Origin of the sequence: Kribbella polygonati (assembly GCF_050320105.1) — a bacterium.
In the GTDB taxonomy this organism is placed as follows: domain Bacteria; phylum Actinomycetota; class Actinomycetes; order Propionibacteriales; family Kribbellaceae; genus Kribbella.
On record NZ_CP190129.1, the window covers coordinates 4,127,851 to 4,152,584 of the forward strand.

Sequence of the window (24,734 nt, forward strand, 5' to 3'; positions counted from 1 at the left end):
GGCCGTATAGTCACCGCATGTCCCCTTCCGGTTCGCTGGCCGGCCTCGGCATCGACCCGGCCGCCGAGCGGGTCTACCGGGACCTGATCTCCGGCGGTACGTCGACCGCGGCCGAGGTCGGCGTACGGCTCGGGATCGGCGTCGGCGCGGTGACCGCGGCGCTCGACGCGCTGGTGCCCGCGGGGCTGGTCGATGTGGCGGAGGGGCGGCTGTCCGCGGTGTCGCCGTCGCTTGCGCTCGGGGCGGTCGTCGCGCGGCGTGAGCAGGACGTGCGGGACGCTCGTACGGCGCTCGACACCCTGGCCGAGGAGTACCAGAAGGCCCGTCAGACGCATGTCTCGGACGGGATCGAGATCGTCCGCGGCGAGCGCGAACTCGGCGGCCTGCTCAGTCGGTTGCTGCTGTCCGGCCGGGAGCAGTACCGGCTGTTCGCCAAGCCGCCGTTCTCGGTCAACGGGCTGTCGGAAACCGAGACGGAGCGCGAGGTGGCGGGCCGTGGCCTGCGCGAGCGGGTGATCATCGAGCGGACCGTGCTCGACGAACCGGCCGCCGAGAAGGACCTGCTGACGTCGCTCGACCGCGGTCAGGAGATCCGGATGGTGCAGTCGCTGCCGGCGAAGTTCCTGATCGTCGACGACACGATCGCGATCGTCCAGCTCAGCCGCGGCGGAGCCGCGGAACCGGAGAACGCCCTGGTGCGCAGCGGCGGCCTGCTGGACTGCCTGATCTTCACGTTCGAGAGCCTGTGGCGTACGGCGATGCAGTTGCGCGAGGCCCCGGGCCGGCGGGTCGATCCGTACCTGGCGTCGCCGACGGACCTCAACGACCCGGCGGACCGCGAGGTACTCACGTTGCTGCTGGCCGGATACACCGACGCGGCCGTCGCCGCCCGGCTGGGGATCGGGCTGCGGACCGTGCAGCGCCGGGTGCGTCGGCTGATGGACCTGGCCGGCACCGATTCGCGCGTCCTGCTGGGCTGGCACGCGCGGGACCGGGGCTGGCTGTAAGGACGCCGGGCCGCCGCGGAGCGACGGCCCGGCACCTACTACTTACCCAGACCAGCCGGGATGCTCAGCAGTACCGAGCTGGACGGCGCGTTGTCCGGGCCGCCCTCGCCGTACAGCATCAGCTGGTGCTTGTTGTTGATCCCGAAGCTGTACGTCGGCTGGAACCATTGGCTGCCCGGGATCATCCCGGACAGGTCCCACAGCCGCCCGGACGGATCCCACAGCGCGGACACCTCGAAGTCCGGGGCGAGCTCGACCGTCCCGAGGATCCAGCCGTCGTCAGTGACCCCGGTCGCGGTCGCGTTGAACCCGTAGTCCGCGAGCCGCCGCATGCCGCTGTCCTTCGTCCACACGAAGGCGTCGTCGCCGCTGATCCCGACCACGGTGCCGGTCGCGTTCACGTCCATCGCCTGCGCCGAACGCTGCCCCGGCAACGTGTCGAGGTCGCGGACGGCGCCGGTGCCGGCGTCCCAGGTGACCGCGTGCATCACGTGGTCCGCCGTCAGTGCGTTGCCGGCGACGGTGCCGGCGTCGTTGATCGCGCGCGGCTGGGTCCCCGACGGGTCGCTCGACAGGTGCTCGAGCTTGGTGAACGTCCCGTCCGCGTGCACGAACGGGTCGCTGTAGTTGTGCCAGCCGTCGGCCTCCTTGACCGTCAGCTCCGCGAACCCGGTCACAGCCCCGGAGTTGTTGATCGCGGTCGCGTAGCCACCGGTGTACGCACGCCAACCGGGCACGCCGAGCTCGGTCAGCGAACCGTCCTCGGCCCACTCCGCCGGCATCAGGTGGCCGGTCGAGCCGATCACGATCCCGGCCGCGGTCTGCGCGTCGTTCAGGCCGAGGACCGAGCCTTCCCGGTTCGTCCCCAGGGCCAGGTTGGTGAACCCGGTCTGCGCGGTCCAGATCGTCGGCGTCATCCGCGCGTTGTACTGCCGGTCGCCCGCCACCACGCCGCTCTCGTTGATCGCCGCGCCGACGAACGGCTTGTCCCACTTCACGACGTCCAGCTTCGGTACGTCGACCACCGGCAGCTTCACGTTCACCGCGCCGATCGTGGTCCCGTACTGGTTCGCGACCCGGACCCGGCCGACCATCGGCGCACTGCTGAGCTGCCGCGCGGCGACGGTCATCGTGGCGTCGACCGGCATGGTCTTGCCGCTCGCCACCGGATAGCTGTTCCCGGTCGCCGAGGTGATGGTGCCGAGACCCTTCGAGTACATCTCCTCGTGGTAGTCGAAGGTGACCTCACCGCTTGGCACGTTCGCCCCGGCCACGACCACGAAGTACGAACCCGGCCGCGGGTCGTCGAGCACGATCCGCTCCGGCGCACCCCCGGTCGTCGTACCCGAACCGACCATGCTGCTGCCGAGGAACAGGTAGAAGTCGAGGTCGGCTGCCGGGTCCCGCGGCGTCAGCGTCAGGTCCAGTCGGGTCGCCTGCCGAGGTACGTCGATCTGGTTCATCGTCGTCGCGCCCTGGGACACCGGCGCGTAGAGGTCACGCACGTACCCGATCTCGCCCGCACCGACCGTGGCGGTCGCCGGGCCGAACGCGTTCGTCGCGGTGCTCTGTACCGACGTCGGCGCGTTCATCGTCACCTTGCCGAGCGTGACGGTGCCCGGGTCGAACTTCATGCCCTGCAGCGAAACCGTTGCCACGTAGGGGTTCTGCTCGAGTGCCGACGTACGGCGGGACTCGACGACGAACTCCCACACCCCGGACTTCGGGCGGTAGACCGCGCGGGCGGTCGCGTTGCAGCCCGCCGGGTCGGTGTAGTTCGTGTAGCAGTGGTTGCTCGCGTTCGAGTCGGCCGGCAGACCGTCCGGGTCGATCGGCAGCATGCGGACCTGGCTGCCGTTCGCGACGCCGTTCAGGGTGAGCTGCAGCGCCTCGACACCTTCCGGTACATCGACCAGCAGCGACGTGCTGCCCGTCTTCGGGAGGTTGCCCGCACTGGTGACGGCGAAGTCCGGCGCCGTCAGCTTCTTCGTGGACAGCACCGTGACCGGGATGAACTGGTCGATGCCGACCGTGTCCGGGTCGTCGACGGTCATGATCGCGCTGTGCACGCCGGACGTCTGCGGGTACGCCGTGACCGTGATCTCGGCCGGCTTGCCGACCTGCAACGGCAGCGCCGCCCGGGCGCTGAACGTGCCGTCGTTGCCGATCCAGCCGATCCGGTGGACGACGTTGCCGGCTGCCCCGCTGGTCCGGGTGACGTTCACCTTGTACGTCTGCTGCGTGCCGGTCGCCTGGCCACAACGGTTGTAGACACCAGGACCCGTGTTGGGCTGGGCGAGCAGACCGGACAACGAGCTGCAGACCGGCGCGGACACGGTCAGGTTGTTGACGTGGACGCCCGCATCGAGCTGCTTCCAGGCCGCGACGGTGTCGATGACACCGGCGCCCTGCGCGGTCGTCGGTACGTCGGCGATCGGCCGCGCGGTGCCGGTGAACGCCGTACGCAAGGCGGCCGGGGAGACCGTCAGCGAGCGAGCCTTCGCCGCGGACAGCAGCAGCGCCGCGGAGCCGGTGACCTGCGGGGTCGCCATCGACGTGCCGTTGGCCATCCCGTAGCCCGCGGGCAGCGAGTAGCCGGCCTCCGCGACCGCCTCACCAGGCAGCCACGTCGGGATCGACGAGATGGCCGCGCCCGGCGCCGCGATCTGCGGGGCGAGCGCGCCGTTCTCGGCCGGGCCGCGGGACGAGAACCCGAAGATGCCCAGCGGGGTGGCGACCTTCGAGCCGTAGTTCGCCCACCAGGTGGCCGAGCTGACCGAGGCCGCGACCGACAGCGCCTTGCTCGCGACCGACGGCGAGCTGACCGTGTTGGTGCCCAGCCCGTCGTTCCCGGCCGCGACCACGATCTGTACGCCGTACGTGTCGATCAGCGTGTCGTACAGCGCCGCGATCACGTCCGAGCCGTCGTTCAGCGCCGGGAGGCCGCCGATCGACAGGTTGACGACGTCGACGTGCCGGTTCACGACCAGGTCGATCATGCCTTCGGTCAGCGCGGCCTGGGTGCAGCCGCCGCTCCACACGCAGGCGCGGGCGGAGACGATCTGGGCGCCCGGCGCGGCGCCGTGCATCTGCCCGCCGAACATCGACGTACCGGCGATGATGCCGGCCACGTGGGTGGCGTGGGCCGCGACCGGGAGGCCGATCGAGACGTAGTTCGCGGTCTTGCCCGCGTAGCTCGGGCCGAGCGGGGAGAGGTCGACGTTGTCGCGGTACTCGACGACGAACGGGATCCGCTCGTTCTGCGGGGTCTTCGGGTCGTCGGCGCCGAAGTGCCCGACCTGCTGCCGCACCGCGTACGGCGCCATCGCCCGTCGTCGAGGAAGTTCTGGTCGTTGTTCCCGTCCACCCAGATCCGGTGCGTGGCCGGGTCGTACAGGACGCCGTACGAATCGTTGGTGTCACCATCGTGGTTGAGGTCGCCGGCGAAGTCGCTGCCGGCGGTGGAACCCTCGTAGAACAGGCCGAACTGGAACGTTCCCTCGGGGGCGGTCCAGGTCTTGCCGCCGGAGGTGAACGTCGGCCCGGTCTTGGTCATGGTCATCCGGACCCAGCTGCCGTCACCGTCGGTGACCGGGTCGGTCTCGGTGACCCAGTCGACGATCTTCGGCTTGCCGTCGCTGGTCTTCCGCAGCGCCGGGTGCTCCACGTCGACGCCGGTGTCCAGTACGCCGACCCGGACGCCGCGGCCGTCCCACGCCGGGTTCCCGGCGACGAAGGCGGAGGCGCCGGTCTCGTCGATCGGCAGGTACGGGTTGTCCACCGGGGTCGCCGCGCCCGGCGCCTGCGGACCGGCGGCCGTCTCCGAGCGGGTCCCGGCGGTGCTCACGTCGGGGACGGGTACGGCGTACGTGCGGTTGAGGTCGATCGCTCCGACCGCGGGCAGTGCGGCGAGCGTGGTGACGCTGCCGGTCGGCACGATCGCCCGGACGTAGCCGACCTTGCCGGACACCGACCCGACGGTGCCGCCGGCCTTCTTGACCGCGGCGACCACGTCGTCGGTCGCGCCGTTGTGCGCGAGCATCAGCACGGTGACGGTCTTCTTCTTCGCGGACTGCGCCTGCTGCAGCAGCTTGGTGTCGGCGGCGCCGAGCTTCTCCGCGGCCGGCTTCGGCACGGTGTCGCCGGTCGGCTGGAACCCGTCGGCCTGGCGCGGCCGGTAGAGCGGGTCCGGCGTACCGGAGGTCAGGCCGAGTGCCGATCGCCCGGCCGCGGCAGGCCCGTTCGGATCCGCGGTGCTGCTCGCCGCGGCGGCGCCGGCCGGCGCCAGCAACGCGGCCGCGATCACCACCGCGGACGCGGCAGCGATGCCGCTGGTACGTCGTTTCATCGTGCTCCTATCAGTGGCGGAGAGCACAACCTCGCAGCCCGGCGACGGCCCGATCAACGCCTGCACGGGGCGGATGTACGCCGTGGCAGAATGCCGCCGCCTTCAGCTGACACTCAGCTACGGGTGGGTAGGTTGCCCTGGTGGCGAGAGTTGCGGTGTGTGAAGACGATCGTGCGTTGCGTGGTGTGCTCCGGCGGGCGCTGGAGGCCGACGGGCACACGGTCGTTGCCGCGGCCAACGGCCGGGAGCTGCTCGCGCAGCTGGAGCCGGCGCCGAACGCGGTGGTTCTCGACCTGGGCCTGCCGGACGCGGACGGGCGGGACGTGTGCCTGGCGTTGCGGGCGCACGGGGTCGACGCGCCGGTGCTGATGCTGACCGCGTTGAGCGGGTTGCACCACAAGGTCAGTGGGTTCGAGGCGGGCGCGGACGACTACCTGACCAAGCCGTTCGACGTACCGGAGCTGCTGGTCCGGGTCCGCGCTCTGCTCAAGCGCACGACGGTGAACGTCGCCGTCGACGAGGTGGTACTGGACCCGACGAGCCACGAGGTACGGCGGGGCACGACCGGCGAGCCGCTGACGCCGACCGAGTTCCGCCTGCTCGGGCGGCTGATCTCGGTCCCGGGCGAGGTGGTACGCCGGCATTCCCTGGTCGCGGCGGGCTGGCCCCACGGCGCGTACGTCAGCCAGAACACGCTCGACTCGTACCTGCGCCGCCTCCGGGTGAAACTCGACCGCCTCGGGATCGCGGAACGGGTCGCGACCGTCCGCGGGGTCGGGTACCGATGGGACTGAGCGGTTTCCGCGGGCGGATCGTGTCGCTCGCGGTGCTGACGGCGACCCTGGTCGTCGCGGTTCTCGTCGTACTGAGTCATGTGCTGCTGTCGCGGGCGACCGAGGCGGACACGAAGACGCTCGCGCGGACCCGGGCGGAGGCGGTCGCGGCGACGGTCGAGGTCGTCGACGGGAAGCTCCGGCTGGTCGAGGGCACCGGCGACGCGTTCGACACGGTCGCCTGGGTGTACGCCGACGGCAAGCTGATCGACGGCGTACTGCGTCCGCCGACCGCGGACGACGTACAGCAGCTCGGCCAGGCCGGGCAGGACGAGTTCGTGACCACGCAGCGCTACCTGCTGTACGGCGCCCCGCTGCCCATCCAGGGACAGCACGTGACCGTGGTCGTGATGGTGGACCTCGCGGCGTACGAACGGTCCGAGCAGCGCAACCTGGTGATGTCGCTGATCCTCGGCGCGTTCGCGATCGTGCTGGCCGCCGTGATCGCGTACGTCGGCGTGAGCCGCTCGCTGCACGTCGTCCGGCGGATGTCCACGCTGGCCGACGAGTGGGGCGACCACGACCCGGACCGGCGGTTCCGGATGGGGCCGCCGCGGGACGAGTTCGGCGAGCTCGCGCAGACCTTCGACCGGCTGCTCGACCGGGTCTCGGACACGATCGCCGACGAGCGCCGGCTGACCGACGAGATCGCGCACGAACTACGGACGCCGATGGCCGTCCTGCGCGGCGAGGCGCAGCTGGCGGAACTGTCCGGCGCCGAGGTCGACCCGGAGCTGGTCCTCACCGAGACGGACCGGCTGAGTACGGCGGTCACCGCGATCCTCGACGCCGCGCGCTCCCGGATGCCCCGCGAGGCGAGCTGCCGGCTGGCCCCGGTGCTCGAACAGATCGGGTACGCCGACCTCCCGCCCGACCTGGAGGTCGCCGTACCCGCCGACGTCGCGGTGGCCGTCCTGCAGCCACTGCTCGACAACGCCTCCCGGCACGCGCGGTCCACCGTCTCGCTGACGGCGGACGCGTACGACGACCACGTCCTCGTGCACGTCCTCGACGACGGCCCGGGCTTCCGCGAGGACGAGCTGGAACGCGTCTTCACGCCCGGTCACAGCCAGACGAACGGCCACGGCCTCGGCCTCGCCGTGGTCCGCCGGATCGCCACGGCGACCGGCCTCACGGTCCGCGCGGTCGCCGACGGCCGCGGGCACGTCGAAGTACGGTTCCCCCGGCCCTAGAGCAGGCGCTAGTCAGGTGGCGTGCAGGTTCGGCACGCAAAGGTGGCCGTATGACTACCGAGACCGCAACCCGCACAGCGGTGCCCAAGGCGCTGCTGAACAAGGTGCCTGAAGTCACTATTTGGTTCTGGCTGATCAAAATCCTCTGCACCACCGTCGGCGAGAGCTTCGCCGACTGGATCAACATGCAGCTCGGTGTCGGGCTGGGTATGACCGCGGTGATCTTCACCGTGGTGTTCGCGGCCGTCCTGGTCTGGCAGTTCAGCACCTCGCGGTACAAGCCCGCGGCGTACTGGCTCACCGTGGTCGTCGTCAGCGTCACCGGCACGCTGTACACCGACATCCTCACCGACCAGCTCGGCGTACCGCTGTGGATCAGCACCTCGGTGTTCGCGGTCGCGCTCGCGGTGGTGTTCGGGATCTGGTGGGCCCGCGAGCGCACGCTGTCGATCCACAGCATCGTCAGCAAGCCCCGCGAGGCCTTCTACTGGCTGGCGGTGCTGGTCACCTTCGCGCTCGGTACGGCGGCGGGCGACTGGACGCTCGAGCTGACCGGCTGGAGCCCGGGTGTGTCCGTACTCCTGCCGCTGGCGCTGATCGCGATCATCGTCGGCTGCTGGCGGATGGGCGCGAACCCGGTGCTGGCGTTCTGGCTCGCGTACATCCTGACCCGCCCGCTGGGCGCGAACCTGGGCGACTGGCTCGCCTCCCCGAAGGTTCCGGACCAGGGCCTCGGCCTCGGCACGCTGGTCACCAGCCTGATCTTCCTGGCCGCGATCCTCGCCACCGTCGTGTACCTGACGATGACCAAGTCCGACGTGATCGAGGGCGACCAGCACCGCGAGCGGACCCCGAAGTACCACCGCAAGCACCTCGAGTGGCCGATGGTCGGCGTGATGACGCTGGCGGCGGTCGCGGCCGGGTTCGTGCTGAACTGGGCGTCGGCGCAGCCGCACGCCAACGCGGCCGCCGAGGGCGAAGGCCCGAACCCGGCGGCGAACCTGCACCTCAGCTCGAAGCAGGCGCTCGCGCACTTCCCGGCCGTCGACGTGCGGCACTTCCGGACGATCGTGAAGGGCATGGACGCCGCGCTCGCGAAGGGCGACCAGGCCACGCTGAACCAGGGCGTGAACGCCTACGAGAAGGCCTGGGACGACGACCAGGACAAGCTGCAGCCGCTCGACGGCAAGGCCTGGGGCTTCATCGACAGCCAGAACGACGCGCTGTTCACCTCGGTCCGCGAGAAGAAGGACCCGACCGCCGAGAAGGCCGCGATCACCGCGCTGCTGAAGACCTTCGGCTGACGTAGTACCGCGGTACCACGCAACTCGGAAGATCAGGCCCCCGGTACTACGGTTCCGGGGGCCTGGACTTCCTACCTTTGCTCCATGATCGAAGCGAAACAGCTGACGAAGCGGTACGGCGAGACGACGGCGGTCGACGGGCTGGAGTTCACGGTCCGCCCGGGCGCCGTCACCGGGTTCCTCGGGCCGAACGGCGCCGGGAAGTCGACGACGATGCGGCTGATCCTCGGCCTGGACGCGCCCACCCACGGTTCCGTGACGGTGAACGGCAAGCATTACCGCGACCATCAGTCGCCGTTGCAGGAGGTCGGCGCGCTGCTCGAGGCGAAGTCCGTGCATCCCGGCCGGTCCGCCTTCAACCACCTGCTCACCCAGGCGCAGACGCACGGCATCCCGCGCCGTCGGGTGGACGAGGTGATCGAGCTGACCGGCCTGCAGTCGGTCGCGCGGAAGCGGGCCGGTCAGTTCTCGCTCGGCATGGGCCAGCGGCTCGGCATCGCCAGCGCGCTGCTCGGCGACCCGGCGACCGTGATGCTGGACGAGCCGGTGAACGGGCTGGACCCCGAAGGCGTGCTGTGGATCCGCAACCTGCTCACCCGGCTGGCCGGCGAGGGCCGGACCGTGTTCGTCTCGTCGCACCTGATGAGCGAGATGGCGCTGGTCGCGGACCGGCTGATCATCGTCGGCCGCGGGAAACTGCTCGCCGACACCAGCGTCGAGGAGCTGGTCCGGCAGGCGGGCGGTGACGCCGTACGGGTCGCGACCGCGGAGCCCGCGAGGCTGCGGGACGCGCTCGCCGGGCCGGGGGTGCAGATCGTCGGCGCCGGCTCCGAACAGCTCGAGGTCACCGGCCTGACGGCCCGATCCGTTGGTACGACGGCCGCCGAGCACGGCATCGCGCTGTACGAGCTGACCACCGTGCAGGTGTCGCTCGAGCAGGCGTTCATGGACCTGACCCGCGACGACGTGGTGTACCACGGCACGACCGACCTGAAGGAGCGTGCCGCATGACCGCCGTCGCGCAGAAACCACCCGCCGCCGCCACGAAACCGGCGTACCGGGTCACCGGGGCACACGTGCTGCGGTCGGAGTCGACCAAGCTGTGGTCGTTGCGCTCTACCTGGATCACGCTCGGCCTGGCACTCCTGTTCTTGATTGCCTTCGGCACCATTGCGGCCTGGCGCTACCACTCCGGCATCACGTCCGGGCGGCAGATGGACCCGGACTTCCTGGACTCGACGGCGCTGAGCCTTTCGTTGTTCGGCGTACCGCTGTCGCAGCTCGCGCTCGGGGTGCTCGGGGTGCTGGTGACGGCCGGTGAGTACTCGACCGGGGCGATCCGTTCCACGCTCGCCGCGGTCCCGCGGCGGTTGCCGGTGCTGTGGTCGAAGGCCGCGGTGTACGGCGTGGTCGCGCTGGTGCTCGCGCTGGTCGGGTCGTTCGTGACGTTCTTCGTGGACAGCAGCATCGTGCACAACACGCCGGCCGCGCTGACGATCTCCAGCAGTGGCGTCGTCCGGAGTCTGCTCGGTGCGACGGTCTACCTCGGGCTGATCGGCGTCATCGGGGTCGCGCTCGGTGCGTTGCTGCGGTCTGTCGCGGGCGCCATCTCCGTGCTGGTCGCCGTGCTGATGCTGTTGCCCGGTCTGGTCTCGCTGCTGCCGACGTCGTGGCACAACGCGATCCAGCCGTACCTGCCGAGCATCGCGGGCGAGTCGATGTACTCGCTGCATCACGGGCCGCACACCTTGTCAGCGGGACCCGGGTTCCTGGTGTTCGCGGCATGGACCGCGCTGGCTCTGGCCGGGGCGGCGTGGCGGTTGTCGCGCAGCGACGCCTGAGTGGTAACTGAGAGCAGTCTGTTGCCATGCGCCCGGACGGTCACAATGGAGTCGTGACGGTGGCTGGTGGAAGGGTTGGTGGCCAGGTGCCGCCGGTCGATCCTGATCCGCTGTGGCGGCACCCCTGGGTGGTCCGCCTCAGCCAGGTCGCCCGGCGGCTGCGCCGCGCGGACCGCGCCCGCCCGTGGGTCCTCGACACGCTCGTGGTGCTCGGCGCGGTGCTGCTGTTCTGCGTACCTGACCTCTTGCGCGGCGTCGATCCGCGCGAGCTGGCCGGGGTGTTCACGCAGCCGCCCCGGTGGGGCATGATCGCGCTCCAGGCCGGCCTGGTGCTGCCGCTGCTGGTACGGCGGCGCGCGCCGATGACGGCGTTCGTACTGACCGCGCTCGCGTTCACCGTGCAGTGGTCGCTGCTCGTGTTCCTCCGGGCGGACGTCGCGCTGCTGATCGCGCTGTACAGCCTCACGTTGCACAGCTCGCTGCGCCGGCTGCTCTGGGCGTGCGCGATCACGATCGCGGCGTTCGCGTTCGCCGTGGTCCGGATCGCGCCGATCGCCTCGGTGGCCGAGATCGCGTTCTTCCTGGTCAGCGCGATGACCGCGGCGATCGCGCTCGGCCTGGTGGTCCGGATCCGCCGCTCCCAGCTGGCCGGGCTCCGGGACCGTGCCGCCCGGCTGGAGATCGAGCGCGACCAGCGCACGCTGCTCGCCGTCGCCGGTGAACGCGCCCGGGTGGCGCGGGAGATGCACGACATCCTCGGCCACAACCTGTCGGTGATCATCCGGCTCGCGGACGGCGGCGCGTACGCCGTCCGGGTCCATCCGGAGCGGACCGCCGAGGCGCTGACGCTGATCGGCGAGACCGGGCGCGAGGCGCTGAACGACCTTCGCCGTACGCTCGGTGCGCTCCGCGACGACACCGTCGTACCGGAGCTCAGCCCGCAGCCGGGGATCGCGGACGTGGACGCGCTGTGCGAGCGGTTCCGGGCGGCCGGGCCGCGGGTCAGCTACCGGACCGCGGGCGAGTTCCCGGCCGACCGCGGCCTGCAGCTGGCGGCGTACCGGATCGTCCAGGAAGCCTTGACGAACACGCTCAAGCACGCCGGGCCGGACACCGAGGCGCAGGTGTCGCTCGAAGTCGTGAAGCAGCAGCTCCGGATCCGGGTCGAGGACTCCGGGCCGGTCGGCGTACCGCTCGTCCCCGAGTCCGCGGCCGGGCAGGGGCTGATCGGGATGCGGGAGCGGGCCGCGCTGTACGGCGGCGTCGTCCGGACCGGGCGTACTCCGGCCGGCGGCTGGCGTGTCCAGACCGAGCTCGACCTCGCACCGCAAAGGACGCCATGACCACGGTACTGATCGTCGACGACCAGCCGCTGCAGCGCCTCGGGCTGCGGATCCTGCTGGAGTCCGTCCCGGAGACGCAGGTCGCGGGCGAGGCCGAGAGCGGTTCGGAAGCGGTCCGCCGGACCGCCGAGCTGCGCCCCGACGTGGTGCTGATGGACATCCGGATGCCCGGGATGGACGGGATCGAGGCCACCCGGCGGATCGTTGCCAGCGGCAATCGCTCGCGGATCCTGGTGCTGACCACGTTCGACCTGGACGAGTACGCGCACGCCGCGCTCCGGGCCGGGGCGAGCGGGTTCCTGCTGAAGGACGCGCGGCCGGAGGAGCTGCTCGGCGGCATCCGCGCGGTCGCGGCCGGGGATGCGATCATCGCGCCGGCGCTGACCCGGCGGCTGCTCGACACGTACGCGTACCAACTGCCGGGCGCCGCGCCGGACGGCGGGAAGCTCCGCGCGCTGACCGACCGCGAACGCGAGATCCTGATCGCGATCGGCCGCGGCTGGACCAACCCGGAGATCGCCGCCCGGCTCCATCTGTCCGAGTCGACCGTGAAGACCCACGTCGGGCGGGTGCTGGCGAAGATCGGCGCGCGGGACCGGGTTCAGGCGGTCATTTTCGCGTACGACGTAGGGCTGGCGTCGCCGAATCCTGCATAACGTCCACGAGCAGCGGGAGCGCGACGGCGCAGCAGATACCGAGCACGATGACGCCGGAGTCGTTGGCGGCCAGTCCGACGACGGCTGTCACCAGGCAGGCCGCGATACACGAGCGCAGGACCGGCTCGGTCTCGAACAACTGAGTGGCTCGTCGTCCAGGCCTGATCACGAGGTACGCGGTGAGCAGGACGACGAGTGCGACCAGCAAGGCCAGCCAGGGGCGGCCGGCGAACGACTGCAGGTTGGCGTCGAGCTTGCGGTGCAAGGTACTGCCGGCGGTGCCGTCGATCACCTGCTGGACGAAGTTCCCCAGGTGCGAGCGGCGGCCGGCTCCTCGCGACCAGTCGGCCAGGGCGAGGCCCACGACCGCCGCGACCGCCGCAGCAGCAGCGATCAGCACCCAGCGGGCGCGGACCCGCACGCCGGCGACGGCCGCGGCGAGCAGCGCGAGGCCGGGTATCAGCGCGAGCACTCCGCCGAAGTCCGCGCCGAACGACGGCCAGCCGTCCACCACCACGGCCGCCAGGCCGATCCCGGCGATACTCAGCACGGCCCGGCGCCGCGGTACGACGCTCGCGACCCACGCGCAGCCGATCAGCACCGACATCGCGAACGCACCGAAGGCAACGTTCCCGACCCCGTAGAACCGTCCCGCGTCGAGCGGCGACAACCCCCAGAGACTCGACAACTGCAACCGCGACCCGGTCACCACGTCCGCCGCCAGCACAACCGCCGTCACCGCGGCCACGAACCCCACCGACCCGAGCCGCTGCCGTCGCCAGGGGCCGAACCTGGCCGCCGTACCGACCACGACCGCCCAGCCGATCACACCGACCCACAGCACGAGCGAGGCCGACGAGGAGCGCCACCACTGCAGGAGATTCGCCAGGAAAGATGCTACGGGCAACGAAGCGCTCACGAGCAGCAGCCACCGCGGCCGCCCGAACGCGATCACCAGCCCACTGCAGACCAGGGCTCCGATTCCGACGAGCCAGTAGAACGCGGTCACGTTGCGATCGATCGTCTGCGCCGCCCGGTCGAACTCCGCCACCTGGTGCGGTGCTCCGGAGGTGGTCCGCAGTACCGAACCGACGGCTCGGTCGGGTGTGCTGACGCCCAGGGCGTTGAGGATCGTCGGCGTCAGGTCGGTGAGCTGGACCAGCCCCGGGTGCCGGGTGGAGTTCGCGGTCAGCAGCCCGGTCCCGATCCCGTGCACAACCAGCGCCTGCAGATGCGGCGCCGACCCGTTGGGAAGCCCCACGACCACCAGCTCGGCCGCCGGCACCGCCGTACGCACCTCCGCGATCGCCGCGTCCAGACCGCTCGGCTGCACGTCAACCACGGTCAACGGACAAGCCGTCAGATCCGCCGTCTGCAAGTCCGGGCTGTAGTGCGCCACCCGACCCTGAGCATCAGCAAGCGCCAGCCCCGCGCCCGGACCGACCGCGGTAGCACACCCACGCCGCCCAGCCCCCGCGGCAAGCAGCCCGAAGTCCGGATCGTACGACGACTGCCTCCCCAGCGACCCGATATCGCCCCACCGCGTCACGCTCCCCTGCCCCATCAACTCCGCCGGTGCGACACATCCACCGTCCGCCCCGCGCGGCGCGTCCGTCCGTACGCCGGTGTTCAACGTCAACCACCCGTCCGCCGCACACCCCACCACGGCCACCGTCCGTACCGAAACAGCCGCCACGGCCGACTCGCCGACCAGCCCCCACAACCCCGGCGTCGCGCTCGCCGACACATCCGACCACGTCAGGCCGCTGACCCCGAGCACCACAACACGCGCCGCATCGGGCGCGGCGAGGGCCGGGGCGGGTGTGGCGTGGGTGAGGAACCCGAGCAGTAGCGCTGCCAGGGCACGCCTCCCGATCCGACGTACGAGCCGTGCCATGGCTGGAACGTACCCACGGTTAGCTGAGAACTAGCTGAGTCTTAGTACGCATCGCGTAGTACGCAGTGTGTACTATGGCGAGCATGCGGAGACATCGGTGGAGGCGACGGGTACTGATCGGGATCGGCAGCGTGCTGGTACTGCTGGCCTGGTACGTGATGGCGATGGCAGCGTTCGGGTCGCGGCAGGTGGTGCTGCCGGCGCTGAGCGGGAAGTACCAGGTCGGCCGGACCAGTTTCGAGTGGGTCGACGCCGGACGTGCCGACCCGCTCGACCCGCACCACGGACCGCGGCGGCTGTCCGTCTGGCTGTGGTACCCGGCGCCGGCGGACGCCCAGGGACCACATCCGGCGTACACCCCGGGGCTGTGGTCGAAGCTCGCGTTCGGGGCGCCGGCCGGGTGGTTCGAGACCGACTTCGGGAAGATCCGGGTGCGGTCGATCGACGGCGCGGCGGTGGCGGACGGGCGGTTCCCGGTCGTGGTGCTGGAGCCGGGCATGGGGTTCGCGGCCCCGCAGTACAGCGCCCTGGCCGAGAGCATCGCGAGTCACGGGTACGTCGTCGCGGGCCTGACGCCGACGTACAGCGCGAACCTGACCGTCCTCGGCGGGCAGGCCGTCCCCTCGAACCGCCAAGGGAATCCACCGGACCTCGGCGGCCACACCGGCGAGGCCGAACAGACCGGCGACCGACTGGCGACCGAGTGGGCCACGGACGCACGGTTCGTCGCCGATCAGGTGCAGGCGCTCGGACGGACCGGTCAGTTCGCGGGGAAGCTCGAGCCGCAGGTGGCGTACGTCGGGCACTCGTACGGCGGGGCGTCGTCGCTGGAGGCGTGCCGGGTGGACCCGCGGTGCGCCGGTGCGGTCGACCTCGACGGGACGCAGTTCGGCAAGGTCGTCGACACCGGGCTCGCGAAGCCGTTCATGATCCTCGGCGCGGAGGACTCCTGCACCACCGGCGTCTGCGGCCCGAAAGCCACCGACCAAGGCGGCGAACAGGCCGTCGCCGCGAAGTTGCTCAAGGCAAGCACCGGCCCGCACTGGCAGGTCGTCGTCACCGGCGCCCACCACATGAACTTCACCGACTACGACCTGTATTTCATCGGCCCACCACTCCGCAGCCTGATCGGCCTCGGCTCCATCAACCCCCGCCAGGCACTCGCGATCCAGAACGACTACGTCACAGCCTTCCTGGACCACACCACCCGCAACGCCCCCACCACCACCATCACCACCCTGCAAACCAAATACCCAACAGCACAACTGACAGCACCACGCTGACTGCGGCGGCTCCGGACCCCCAGCCCATCACAATCCGTCGCCCACAACTCCCGTGAGCGGCCCACCACCAACCCACCACCAATTGTGATGGCCTGGCAGTCCGCAACCACGCGACTGGCGCCCGGAGGTGGTGCCGGCGCGGGGGCGGGTGGGTCAGGTGGGTCGTAGGTCGGTCAGGTCGTGGACTGTGCCGTTGACGGTGGCGGCGAGGGTGAGGATGGTGGCGCCGGCGAGGACGCCGGTGAGGTTGCCGCTGGCGGTGAGGAGGGTGAGGCCGCTGCCGGCAAGGCCCGCGGCGGTGGTCCACAGGCCGAGGCGGAGGCGGCGGGGGCTCGGTACGGCGACGGTCGTGAGGTCGACGTCCGCGACCGTGCGGATTGCCTGTCCGGCGACCATCGTCAACGCCAGCCACCAGGCGGCGACCACGGCGAGCTTCACGACCGCGGGTACGGCGAAGTCCCGGTGTACGACGAACACGACGCCCGCCCCGATCCCCACCGGCAGGGCGATCCGCCGTACCGCGAGCAGCCCCAACCGGACCACCGACCGCAACCGCGGAACCGGCACCGCCAGCAGGAACCCGACAAACGTCAGCGTGTCGCACATCGTCAGCCGCCACGAATGCGCCAACCCCCGCGGCACGGCCCCCGTCAACTCGAGCACCGCATGCGCCGTCAACCACCCGGCCGCCGTCACCACCACGGCCAGCGCCGCCACCCGCCGCCGCCGCTCCGCCATCGAATCAGCCGGCCAGATCGCCGGATGCAACCACATCCCCGCGACGGCCCACACCAACTGCGGCATCCCCCGCCACCCGACCCGCTCGGCCTCTCCCACCAACTCCCCACCCCACCGCTCCCGAAAGGCCCGCGGATAAAGCCCCACCAACCCCCGCGAAACCACCCGCAGCACCCCACCCCTCACCCGAACCTCACCCCTCCACCCGCACGATGCGTCCCCCGCCGCACCTCTCGAGCCTCGGCCCGGGTGTCGTCCGGCCTGCCGTTGGCACAAGCGTCCGGTCCGGCATTCATGTGGGGCGTAGTCCGAGGTTGCGGAGGCCGGCGTTGGCCACCTTTGCCATGGCTCGGAGTTCTTTCTCGAGGACCTCGCGGCCGGCAGGAGTGAGTTGGACCGGACGTTGCCGACCCTGCTCCTCCAGCGTTTCGATCAGGCCCTTGGCCTCCAACCGGGTCAGCGCGCCGTACAGGCTCCCGGCCCCCAGCCGCTGCCCCGTCAGCTCCTCGATCGCGTTGTTGATCGCGTAGCCGTGCTTCGGCCCGTCCGCCAGCACCGACAGCACCAGCGTCTGCGCATCGTTCGCCTGCATCCCGCCACGGTACTACGCGACGCGTATCAAGCGAAGTACAGCCCGATCGCGACCAGCGCCGCCCAGCTCAGGCCGGCGACCAGCAGCACCCGGTCGCGGAAGATCTCGTGTTCGGGTTCCTCCCCGCGCCCGGTCGACACGAGCAGCGCGTAGCGCAGCAGCCCGGTGAAGAACGGGAGGAACGAGACCGCGAGCAGTTCGCGGTACACGTCGTGGCCGAGGTACTGGAACGCCCACATCCCGTACGACAGCGCGGTCCCGAGCAGCGCGACCGTCATCACCTGGTCGAGCCAGGAACTCGGGTACGCCGCCAGTACCGGCCGGCTGACCGCGTTCCCCGCCGCGTGGTGCTCGGCCTTGCGCTTCCCGGTCACGAGGAACATCGCCCCGAACAACGACACCAGCAGGAACCAGTGCGACACCGGCAGCCCGGTCGCCGTACCGCCCGCGGCCGCCCGCAGGACGAAGCCGAGGGCGACGATGACCAGGTCGATCACGGCCACGTGCTTCAGCCCGGTGACGTACAGGACCTGCGCGACCAGGTACGCCGCGGCCAGCGCGAACGTCCGCCAGCCGAGACCGCTCACGACGGCGAGCCCCGACAGTGCGGCCGTCACCCCGAACACCCCCGCCACCAGCGGGCTCAGCGCACCGGACGCGATCGGCCGGGACTGTTTGCGCGGATGCCGGCGGTCGTCGGGCGCGTCCCGGATGTCGTTGAAAGCGTAGATCGCCACCGCGAGCAGGATGAACCCGACCGCGGCGATCGCGGCCCGCAGGACCACGCCCGGCGACTCCAGCGCCCCCGCGGCCGCTGGTGCGGCGAACAGCATCACCGCCTTGTGCCACTGCTGCGGCCGGCTCAGCCGCAGCAGCGACCGCGCCGTACCTTCCCGCCGTACCACCTGAACCGGAGTCTGAACGCTGGTCATTTCGCCGTCACATAGAAGAAGTCGCGCTGGTCGTCGACCAGGTAGCGGTTGGCGGGAGAGCTGATCGACGGCAGCAACCGGTGCCCGGTGACCGCGCCGTTCGGCCCCGGCTGCTCGATGTCGAAGCTCACGATCGCCGAGTGGATGTCGAGCTCCATGCCCTGCACGATGCCGGCCTGGCGCATCGCCGCGGCCAGCGTGGCGAGCGTGAGCTTGCTGCCGACGACGTAGATCAGGTTGCCGTGGGCATCGGTCCCGAGCCCGGACCGCCAGGTGTACTGGAACTGGCTGCGAACGGTTCCCCAGCGCCCGTTCGCGTTGGCGGTCAGCCCGGGCACGATCTGGCCGTCGACGATCACCTGGTCGAGGTTCTGCCGGACCGCGACGACGTCCTTGGTCATTCGTACCGTCTGGTTCCAGGTGCCGATCCGGGCCGAGCCGTCGCGGTAGATCACCGCCGACGCCCGCCCGTCGACCAGCGGAATCGCGGCGGACTCGGTCGTCCACCAGCCGCCGTGCGAGTCGTTCATCTTGAACCCGGCGTTGAACGTCGCGACCAGGTTCGGCCGGTCCGCCTGCGGGACGGAGTACCCGCTCCTGGACTTCATCCCCACGATCGGCTCGCGGGTACCGGGGTTCAGGTGCAGGTGGTAGCTGCTCCGCGGCAGGAGCGCGGCCGCGGCCGTCACCGGCAGATGGCCGGGGTCGGTCCGGAACCAGCTCGTCCAGATCAGCGGTACGCCGGTCGTCGACTGCCGCGCCACCGACCAGACGCCCTCCTGCGCAAGCGCGGGCACGCCGGGCAGCAGATGGACGACGGGTAACCCGGCGGACGTCGGGCGTACCCCCGGCCGGCCGGCCGCCGGCGGCGGGACCGTTGCGGGCACGGTGACGTCGATCGGGGCGCCGGTCGCGGGCGGTTGCTGGTGCGAGTACTTCCAGGTCTCGATCGCGTCGATCAGCCCGCCGCCACCGTGATCGCGGAACCACTCGACGGTCCGCACGCTGAAGCTGGCACTCCCCGGATACAGCAGTGCCCGGACGTACGAAACCGCGGGTACGACCAACAACAGGCAGACCGCCAGCGCGATCCACCGCTTCCGGAACCGGCGCCGCTTCATCGCCACGCCGCCGGAAGCAGCTTGCGCGGCACGAGACTCAGCACCCGCATCGCGAGACCCATCGCACCGGGCACCCAGACAACCCCCTTGTGCAGCTCGACCGCCGCCGCGACCCGCCGGGCCACCCGCTCCGGTGTCGTCGACAACGGCGGCCGAGCCAACCCCTCCGTCATCCGCGTCGTCACGAACCCCGGCCGTACGACGAGAACGCGCACACCGGACTGCCGCGCCAGCAGCAGCGCCGTCGAGTCCGCCAGCTGTTTGCCCAGCGAGTACGCCGCGATCGACGCCCGCGGCCGGACCGCGGCCGCCGACGACAGCAGCACGACCTGCTCGGGCGCGCGCCGTACCAGGGCCTGCAGCAACAGCGAGACCGCCGTACCGTTCACCAGCAGCCCCTCCGCGAAGGAGGTCGTCGCCATCGATCCGACCGCCACGATCGCCAGCTCCAGCGGGTGTTCCGCGCACACCTGGTCGAGCATCCCGTCGAGCGCGCCGGTGTCGAGGGTCGCGTCGTACTCCGCCGTGTCCACCGGGTACCCGGCCTCGCGGAGCTTCTCGGCGTTGCGCCAGAGCTCGCCGCTCGGGCGGCCGGCCAGGATCACGTGCCGCGGCGCGGGGCCGAGCAGCTGCATCAGTACCGCCATTCCGATCTCGGAGGAACCGCCGACGAGAAGGACAGAGCCCATGGTCATGACAGCAGTCCCAGGCGCTCGGCGAGCCCGGACGTCCAGCGCCCGGCCGGGTCGAGCCGTTGCCGGGTACGTCGCCAGGTCGGCAACCGCGGGTACATCAACGGGATCAACTCCGGATCGGTGACCGAGTCCTTCGCGAGGTACACCCGGCCGCCGGCACCCGCGACCAGCTTGTCGATCGGATGCATGGTCCCGGGCCGCAGCTGCCGCGCGGGCAGGTCGACCGCGAGCGTCCACCCCGGGATCGGGAACGACAACCCGCCCGCCGTACCGAAGCCGAGGTTCTTCAACGTCGCCAGCGCCGGCGTCAACCCGTGCGTGCCGAGGTACGCGAGTACTTCGTGGATCGTGCCGATCTCGTCCGGCGGTACGGCGAACTGGTACTGCACCAGCCCGCCCTGCCCGAACGCCGCGGGCCAGCCGTCGGCGCGGTCGAGCGGGCACAACGCGGAGCGCATCGCGACGAGCTGCGAGTTCGCGGACCGGCTGAGGTGCCACCGGGCCGCCGACGCGGCGGCGATCGTCGCGCCGGTCACCACACCTCGGCCGGGCAGCGACCGACGGGTGCGGGCGCGCGGCGACCTGTTCTCGTGGAACGGCGCGACGGCGCCCGGGAGGTCGAGCGTCGACGCGCCGTAGTACTCGTCGACGATGCCGCGCCCGAGGCTCGCGCCGTTGGCGTGCGCGTCCAGCCAGGCCACGACATGCCGCCCCGGATCGAGCTCTTGCCGGGTCGCGCCCGCGCGCATCGCCGCGACGGTCTCCTCCAGCGACCGCGTGCGCCGGCGGTTGCGGATCATCCAGCCGGTGTCCACCCGCTGCAGCTGGATCGCCGCGCGCAGGATCACGCCGGTCAGCCCCATCCCGCCGATCGTCGCCCAGAAGCCGTCCGCGTCCTGGCCCGCCGACAGCTGCGCGATCGTCCCGTCCGAACGCAGCAAGGCGATCCACAGCACATGCTGCCCGAACGACCCCGCGCCCGGATGGTTCTTCCCGTGCACGTCGGACGCGATCGCGCCGCCGACCGTGATCCGCTCGGTCCCGGGCACCACGGGCACCTTCCAGCCGATCGGGAGCGTCTGGTCGATCAGGTCCTTCAGCAAGGCCCCGCCCTCGACGACCACGACACCGTTGCCCTCGTCGAACGAGACGATCCGGTCGAAGGCCGTCAGGTCCAGCACCGCACCGGAACCCGGCAGAGCAGCGTCGCCGTAGCTCTTGCCGGCGCCGCGCACGGTGAGCCGCGGCGCGCCCAGGACCGCGTCGACCAGCCCGCCGTCGAAGGTCGGTCGCCGCACCTCACACGTGCGGCGCATAGTACGGCCCCAGCCGGCCAGCGACTCGATGCCGCGCTCTTCGGGTGTCACCTTTTGAAGCTAGGCACGACGCACTGAGAGCGTGCTGAGTCGGTTGACTCAGGTGCTGCTCAGGTGCCGCCGACAACACTTGGCGCGGGGGTCCTCTCGGGAAGGAGCAACCGGTTTGCCGTCGATCTCCCGGCTCCGGCGGGCAAGTGTCCGGAGCAGATCGACCGCGGCCGCGATCGTCGTCGTCGCGGCGGCGATGGCGCTCGGCGCCGGCGTCCTGCTGCTGCTCCTGCAGCGGGCGCTGATCAGCGCGGCCTCGGACGCCGCCGACGGACGGGTCGTCGACGTCGCGGCCCAGGTCAGCGAGGAAGGCGTCGCCAACATCGGCGCGGATCTCGCGAAGACCACGCGCGCCAGCCAGATCGTGCAGGTGCTGGACAGCTCCGGGCAGGTGGTCGCGGCCTCGTCCGCGCGCGCGGAGACCGTTCCGCTGACCACGTTGCGGCCGGCCGCGGGGACGGTACTGCGGGCCGAGGTCGGCGAGATGCCCTTGCTGGACGACGATCACGACTACCTGATCGTTGCCCGCGGCGTCGAATACGGCGGTACGACGTACACCGCGGTGGTCGCGTCGTCGGTGGAGACGCAGCGGGCGACCGTCGCCACCGTCACGCAGTACCTGGTGCTCGGGTTCCCGGTCCTGCTGATCGTGGTCGGCACGGCGAGCTGGCTGCTGACCGGGCAGGCGTTGCGGCCGGTGGAACGGATCCGGTCGCGGGTGCAGGGCATCGAGTCGAGCGACCTGACCGAACGGGTCCCGGTGCCGGAGACCGACGACGAGATCGCGCGGCTGGCCGCGACGATGAACGAGATGCTCGACCGGTTGCAGGCCGGGCAGGCGAACCAGCGGCGGTTCGTCGCCGACGCCAGCCACGAGCTGCGGTCGCCGCTCGCGACGATGTCGGCCGGGCTGGACGTGATCGAGCCGACGGCCCGCGGGCAGGCGTGGGAAGGGCTGCACGAGCTGATGCGGGGCGAGGCCGACCGGATGCAGCGGCTGGTGGAGAACCTGCTGCTGCTCGCGAAGGCCGACGACGCCGCGCTCCCGCTGCACCGGTCCGACGTCGACCTCGACGACCTGGTCGACACCGAGGTACGGCGGCTCCGGGCGGCGCGGCGGCTCGAGGTGCGGGCCGACGTACGGCCGGTCCGGGTCGTCGGCGATCCGCTGCGGCTCAGCCAGCTGATCCGGAACCTGGTCGAGAACGCGGCGACCGCCGCGCACAGCACGGTCCGGCTGAGCGCCGCCGAGCAGGACGGGCACGCGATCGTCACGGTCGAGGACGACGGCGACGGGATCCCGGAGAGCGACCGGGAGCGGGTCTTCGAGCGGTTCGTGCGGCTCGACACCAGCCGGGCGCGGGCCAGCGGCGGGTCGGGGCTCGGGCTGTCGATCGTCCAGGAGATCGCCAAGGCGCATCACGGGACGGTCACATTGACCCCAGCCGCCTCACGGGGAACCGTCGCAACAGTTACGTTGCCGCTGCCGACACCCTGACTCAGGTTGCTCTCAGCAATCTGGCAGGACACTGGAAGCATGCGGGTACTGATTGTCGAGGACGAGGTCCCCCTGGCCGAGACGGTTCGGCACGGGTTGACCGAGGACGGGTTCGTGGTCGAGGTCGTGCACAACGGCGAGGACGCTGTCTGGGCGGCGACGGAGAACCCGTACGACGTCATCGTGCTCGACATCATGTTGCCGAAGCTGAACGGCTACAAGGTGCTCGAGCAGATCCGCGAACGCGGCGTCTGGGCGCCGGTGCTGATGCTGACCGCGAAGGACGGCGACTACGACCAGACCGACGCGTTCGACCTCGGCGCCGACGACTACCTGACCAAGCCGTTCAGCTTCATCGTGCTGGTCGCCCGGCTGCGCGCGCTGATCCGCCGCGGCGCCCCGGAACGCCCGGTGGTGATGACCGCCGGCGACCTGCTGCTGGACCCGGTCCGGCGCCGGGTCGAACGGGCCGGCCAGGAGGTCGTGCTGACCCGCCGCGAGTACGGCCTGCTCGAGTTCCTGATGCGGCACCGCGGCGAGACCGTCAGCAAGGCCGAGATCCTGGAGAGCGTCTGGGACCCGGCCTTCGAGGGCGACCCGAACGTCGTCGAGGTGTACATCCGGTACCTCCGCCTCAAGCTCGACGCGCCGTTCGAGCGGAACGCCATCCAGACCCAGCGCGGCATGGGCTACCGCCTCGACCCCGACGGCGGCTGACCCGGGTGGTACCACGTGCTGTCGCGGGTCTCCTGCTCACCGCGCTGGGCACCTTCGCGTTCGTCGTACAGGCCGACGCGGCTGTGGAAGGCGACGGCCTGGCCGCCTTCGACCCGCGGCTGACCGCGAACTTCGTTGCCCACCGCACCGATGTGCTGAGCTTCTTCGCCCGGGCGATCACGTTCGTCGGCCAGGTGCCCGTCCTCACCGCGCTCACCGTGGTGGTCGCGGCCCTGATCCGGCTCCGCACCCACCGCTGGCGCCCGGCCGTCGTAATCGCCGCCGGGATGGCGGGCGCGGCGATCCTCACCTACGTGCTGAAGGTTCTCATCGGACGGCACCGGCCGGCCGCGCACCTCGTGATCGGCACGATCGACACCGGGTTCTCGTTCCCGTCCGGGCACTCGCTGAGCGGCACGGTCTTCTTCGGGCTGCTCGCCGGACTGCTTTGGTACACAGGCGTTTCCCGGGCATGGAAGATCGCCGGTACGGCGCTCGCCGTGGTGCTGAGCATCGCGATGGGGCTCAGCCGGGTGTACCTCGGCTACCACTGGGCGACCGACGTACTCGCCGGGTGGACGGTGGCGGTGACCTGGTTGTGCCTGCTCGCCACGGTGGTCCACCTGCTCAGCTCGTGGCGGGCGGATCCAAGCGGTAGCCGTGCCCGCGGAGAGTTGACACCGTAGGCAGCCGCAGCGACGGTACGGCGGCCCGCGCGGACTCCAGGCGGCGGCGCAAGGCGGCGATCGTGACGTCGAGCGTCTTCGTCGAGCCGAACCAGTTCTCGTCCCACACCGTCGCCATCAGGTCCTCGCGGGACAGCGCCGCGCCGGCGTTCAGGACCAGCGTCTCCAGGAGTTCGTACTCCTTCGGACGCAGCGGAAACTCGGCGGCGGCGACCGTACAGCGACGGGCCGCGGTGTCCACGGTCAGGTCCGCGATCTCGACCGGCCCCTCGACCCGCGGCGCCGGACGGCGGCGGAGATGCGCCCGCAACCGTGCCAGCAACACGGTCAGGCTGAACGGTTTCACCAGATAGTCGTCGGCCCCCGCGTCGAGGCCCGACACGATGTCGATCTCCTCGCCGCGCGCGGTCAGCATCACCAGCAACAGCCCCGGCAACTCCGCGCGCAACCGCCGCGCCAGCTCCACGCCGTCCACGTCGGGCAGTCCGAGGTCCAGGAGGACGACCTCGGCCTGTTCCCGACGCGCCACCGCCAAACCGCCCCGCCCGGTCCGCGACCAGAACGCCTCGTACCCGCTCCCGGTCAGCGCCCGCTCGAGCAACCCCCCGATCCGGTCATCGTCCTCGACGATGACCACCGGAGTACGTTCGGCCGTGGATCTCACACCTACGAAGGTAGAACCC

22 protein-coding genes are annotated in these 24,734 nt (G+C 71.1%); 12 read left to right on the forward strand and 10 right to left on the reverse strand.

Annotated elements, in window-relative coordinates:
- Window positions 1-17 precede the first annotated feature (17 nt).
- The gene (locus tag ACQHIV_RS19610; RefSeq protein ID WP_427896140.1) at window positions 18-1,007 is read left to right on the forward strand and encodes a helix-turn-helix domain-containing protein; all 990 of its coding nucleotides are present in this window, start codon (window positions 18-20) and stop codon (window positions 1,005-1,007) included.
- A 38-nt stretch (window positions 1,008-1,045) separates the two neighbouring features.
- On the opposite strand, the gene ACQHIV_RS19615 is transcribed toward ACQHIV_RS19610, so the two are convergent.
- Window positions 1,046-4,111 carry a S8 family serine peptidase gene (locus ACQHIV_RS19615; protein ID WP_427896527.1) on the reverse strand — a complete coding sequence of 1,022 codons (3,066 nt, stop codon included), beginning with the start codon at window positions 4,109-4,111 and terminating at the stop codon, window positions 1,046-1,048.
- A complete protein-coding gene (locus tag ACQHIV_RS19620; RefSeq protein WP_427896141.1) occupies window positions 4,015-5,355 on the reverse strand; it encodes a hypothetical protein in 1,341 nt (446 codons plus the stop codon). The genes ACQHIV_RS19615 and ACQHIV_RS19620 overlap by 97 nt, the downstream gene beginning before the upstream one ends.
- A 140-nt stretch (window positions 5,356-5,495) precedes the next feature.
- Here ACQHIV_RS19620 and ACQHIV_RS19625 point away from each other — a divergent pair, with 140 nt between their 5' ends.
- From ACQHIV_RS19625 to ACQHIV_RS19655, 7 genes are all read left to right on the forward strand, one after another.
- Entirely contained in the window at window positions 5,496-6,149 is a 654-nt protein-coding gene (locus ACQHIV_RS19625; RefSeq protein WP_427896142.1) for a response regulator transcription factor, read from the forward strand.
- Window positions 6,140-7,381, forward strand: a complete 1,242-nt coding sequence (locus ACQHIV_RS19630; protein WP_427896143.1) for an ATP-binding protein — start codon at window positions 6,140-6,142, stop codon at window positions 7,379-7,381. Before ACQHIV_RS19625 ends, ACQHIV_RS19630 begins: the two co-directional genes overlap by 10 nt.
- A gap of 50 nt (window positions 7,382-7,431) precedes the next feature.
- Complete coding sequence (locus tag ACQHIV_RS19635; RefSeq protein WP_427896144.1) at window positions 7,432-8,685, forward strand: hypothetical protein; 1,254 nt, start codon at window positions 7,432-7,434, stop codon at window positions 8,683-8,685.
- An 84-nt stretch (window positions 8,686-8,769) separates the two neighbouring features.
- On the forward strand, window positions 8,770-9,696 hold the full coding sequence (locus tag ACQHIV_RS19640; protein WP_427896145.1) for an ABC transporter ATP-binding protein: 927 nt from the start codon (window positions 8,770-8,772) through the stop codon (window positions 9,694-9,696).
- Window positions 9,693-10,526 carry a hypothetical protein gene (locus ACQHIV_RS19645; RefSeq protein WP_427896146.1) on the forward strand — a complete coding sequence of 278 codons (834 nt, stop codon included), beginning with the start codon at window positions 9,693-9,695 and terminating at the stop codon, window positions 10,524-10,526. Before ACQHIV_RS19640 ends, ACQHIV_RS19645 begins: the two co-directional genes overlap by 4 nt.
- Before the next feature lie 53 nt (window positions 10,527-10,579).
- Window positions 10,580-11,869: a sensor histidine kinase gene (locus ACQHIV_RS19650; RefSeq protein WP_427896147.1), complete on the forward strand. Its 1,290-nt coding sequence runs from the start codon at window positions 10,580-10,582 to the stop codon at window positions 11,867-11,869.
- Complete coding sequence (locus tag ACQHIV_RS19655) at window positions 11,866-12,525, forward strand: response regulator (protein ID WP_427896148.1); 660 nt, start codon at window positions 11,866-11,868, stop codon at window positions 12,523-12,525. Before ACQHIV_RS19650 ends, ACQHIV_RS19655 begins: the two co-directional genes overlap by 4 nt.
- Here ACQHIV_RS19655 and ACQHIV_RS19660 read toward each other — a convergent pair.
- Entirely contained in the window at window positions 12,479-14,422 is a 1,944-nt protein-coding gene (locus ACQHIV_RS19660; RefSeq protein ID WP_427896149.1) for a hypothetical protein, read from the reverse strand. The two genes, ACQHIV_RS19655 and ACQHIV_RS19660, sit on opposite strands and share 47 nt — an antisense overlap.
- A gap of 83 nt (window positions 14,423-14,505) precedes the next feature.
- Here ACQHIV_RS19660 and ACQHIV_RS19665 point away from each other — a divergent pair, with 83 nt between their 5' ends.
- On the forward strand, window positions 14,506-15,705 hold the full coding sequence (locus tag ACQHIV_RS19665) for an alpha/beta hydrolase family protein (RefSeq protein WP_427896150.1): 1,200 nt from the start codon (window positions 14,506-14,508) through the stop codon (window positions 15,703-15,705).
- Window positions 15,706-15,858: 153 nt separating this feature from the next.
- Here ACQHIV_RS19665 and ACQHIV_RS19670 read toward each other — a convergent pair whose 3' ends face one another.
- From ACQHIV_RS19670 to ACQHIV_RS19695, 6 genes are all read right to left on the reverse strand, one after another.
- Window positions 15,859-16,542 (reverse strand): hypothetical protein, encoded by a 684-nt coding sequence (locus tag ACQHIV_RS19670; RefSeq protein ID WP_427896151.1) that lies wholly within the window; start codon window positions 16,540-16,542, stop codon window positions 15,859-15,861.
- A 193-nt stretch (window positions 16,543-16,735) separates the two neighbouring features.
- Window positions 16,736-17,035, reverse strand: coding sequence for a PadR family transcriptional regulator (locus tag ACQHIV_RS19675; RefSeq protein ID WP_427896152.1), 300 nt, complete (start codon window positions 17,033-17,035; stop codon window positions 16,736-16,738).
- A gap of 26 nt (window positions 17,036-17,061) precedes the next feature.
- Window positions 17,062-17,967 (reverse strand): decaprenyl-phosphate phosphoribosyltransferase, encoded by a 906-nt coding sequence (locus tag ACQHIV_RS19680; protein WP_427896153.1) that lies wholly within the window; start codon window positions 17,965-17,967, stop codon window positions 17,062-17,064.
- Entirely contained in the window at window positions 17,964-19,094 is a 1,131-nt protein-coding gene (locus ACQHIV_RS19685) for a phosphodiester glycosidase family protein (protein ID WP_427896154.1), read from the reverse strand. The genes ACQHIV_RS19680 and ACQHIV_RS19685 overlap by 4 nt, the downstream gene beginning before the upstream one ends.
- Window positions 19,085-19,783, reverse strand: a complete 699-nt coding sequence (locus ACQHIV_RS19690; protein ID WP_427896155.1) for an SDR family NAD(P)-dependent oxidoreductase — start codon at window positions 19,781-19,783, stop codon at window positions 19,085-19,087. Before ACQHIV_RS19690 ends, ACQHIV_RS19685 begins: the two co-directional genes overlap by 10 nt.
- Window positions 19,780-21,150 (reverse strand): FAD-binding protein, encoded by a 1,371-nt coding sequence (locus ACQHIV_RS19695; RefSeq protein WP_427896156.1) that lies wholly within the window; start codon window positions 21,148-21,150, stop codon window positions 19,780-19,782. The genes ACQHIV_RS19690 and ACQHIV_RS19695 overlap by 4 nt, the downstream gene beginning before the upstream one ends.
- Window positions 21,151-21,265: 115 nt before the next feature.
- On the opposite strand from ACQHIV_RS19695, the gene ACQHIV_RS19700 reads away from it, so the two are divergent.
- From ACQHIV_RS19700 to ACQHIV_RS19710, 3 genes are read left to right on the forward strand one after another with little or no spacing between them, the layout of a single operon-like run.
- Window positions 21,266-22,648, forward strand: coding sequence for an ATP-binding protein (locus tag ACQHIV_RS19700; protein WP_427896157.1), 1,383 nt, complete (start codon window positions 21,266-21,268; stop codon window positions 22,646-22,648).
- Between the two features lie 39 nt (window positions 22,649-22,687).
- Window positions 22,688-23,365 carry a response regulator transcription factor gene (locus ACQHIV_RS19705; protein ID WP_427896158.1) on the forward strand — a complete coding sequence of 226 codons (678 nt, stop codon included), beginning with the start codon at window positions 22,688-22,690 and terminating at the stop codon, window positions 23,363-23,365.
- A 5-nt stretch (window positions 23,366-23,370) separates the two neighbouring features.
- Window positions 23,371-24,051 carry a phosphatase PAP2 family protein gene (locus ACQHIV_RS19710; RefSeq protein WP_427896159.1) on the forward strand — a complete coding sequence of 227 codons (681 nt, stop codon included), beginning with the start codon at window positions 23,371-23,373 and terminating at the stop codon, window positions 24,049-24,051.
- On the opposite strand, the gene ACQHIV_RS19715 is transcribed toward ACQHIV_RS19710, so the two are convergent.
- Window positions 23,993-24,715, reverse strand: a complete 723-nt coding sequence (locus tag ACQHIV_RS19715; protein ID WP_427896160.1) for a response regulator transcription factor — start codon at window positions 24,713-24,715, stop codon at window positions 23,993-23,995. The two genes, ACQHIV_RS19710 and ACQHIV_RS19715, sit on opposite strands and share 59 nt — an antisense overlap.
- Between the last annotated feature and the right edge of the window lie 19 nt (window positions 24,716-24,734).

Excerpts from the sequence above, each read along its gene's own strand:
- ACQHIV_RS19640 (WP_427896145.1), top strand. The coding sequence starts at position 8,770 with ATGATCGAAGCGAAACAGCTGACGAAGCGGTACGGCGAGACGACGGCG.
- ACQHIV_RS19665 (WP_427896150.1), top strand. The coding sequence starts at position 14,506 with ATGCGGAGACATCGGTGGAGGCGACGGGTACTGATCGGGATCGGCAGC.
- ACQHIV_RS19675 (WP_427896152.1), bottom strand. The coding sequence starts at position 17,035 with ATGCAGGCGAACGATGCGCAGACGCTGGTGCTGTCGGTGCTGGCGGAC.
- ACQHIV_RS19645 (WP_427896146.1), top strand. The coding sequence starts at position 9,693 with ATGACCGCCGTCGCGCAGAAACCACCCGCCGCCGCCACGAAACCGGCG.
- ACQHIV_RS19655 (WP_427896148.1), top strand. The coding sequence starts at position 11,866 with ATGACCACGGTACTGATCGTCGACGACCAGCCGCTGCAGCGCCTCGGG.
- ACQHIV_RS19610 (WP_427896140.1), top strand. The coding sequence starts at position 18 with ATGTCCCCTTCCGGTTCGCTGGCCGGCCTCGGCATCGACCCGGCCGCC.
- ACQHIV_RS19615 (WP_427896527.1), bottom strand. The coding sequence starts at position 4,111 with ATGTTCGGCGGGCAGATGCACGGCGCCGCGCCGGGCGCCCAGATCGTC.
- ACQHIV_RS19660 (WP_427896149.1), bottom strand. The coding sequence starts at position 14,422 with ATGGCACGGCTCGTACGTCGGATCGGGAGGCGTGCCCTGGCAGCGCTA.
- ACQHIV_RS19630 (WP_427896143.1), top strand. The coding sequence starts at position 6,140 with ATGGGACTGAGCGGTTTCCGCGGGCGGATCGTGTCGCTCGCGGTGCTG.
- ACQHIV_RS19680 (WP_427896153.1), bottom strand. The coding sequence starts at position 17,967 with ATGACCAGCGTTCAGACTCCGGTTCAGGTGGTACGGCGGGAAGGTACG.
- ACQHIV_RS19620 (WP_427896141.1), bottom strand. The coding sequence starts at position 5,355 with ATGAAACGACGTACCAGCGGCATCGCTGCCGCGTCCGCGGTGGTGATC.
- ACQHIV_RS19635 (WP_427896144.1), top strand. The coding sequence starts at position 7,432 with ATGACTACCGAGACCGCAACCCGCACAGCGGTGCCCAAGGCGCTGCTG.
- ACQHIV_RS19705 (WP_427896158.1), top strand. The coding sequence starts at position 22,688 with ATGCGGGTACTGATTGTCGAGGACGAGGTCCCCCTGGCCGAGACGGTT.
- ACQHIV_RS19690 (WP_427896155.1), bottom strand. The coding sequence starts at position 19,783 with ATGACCATGGGCTCTGTCCTTCTCGTCGGCGGTTCCTCCGAGATCGGA.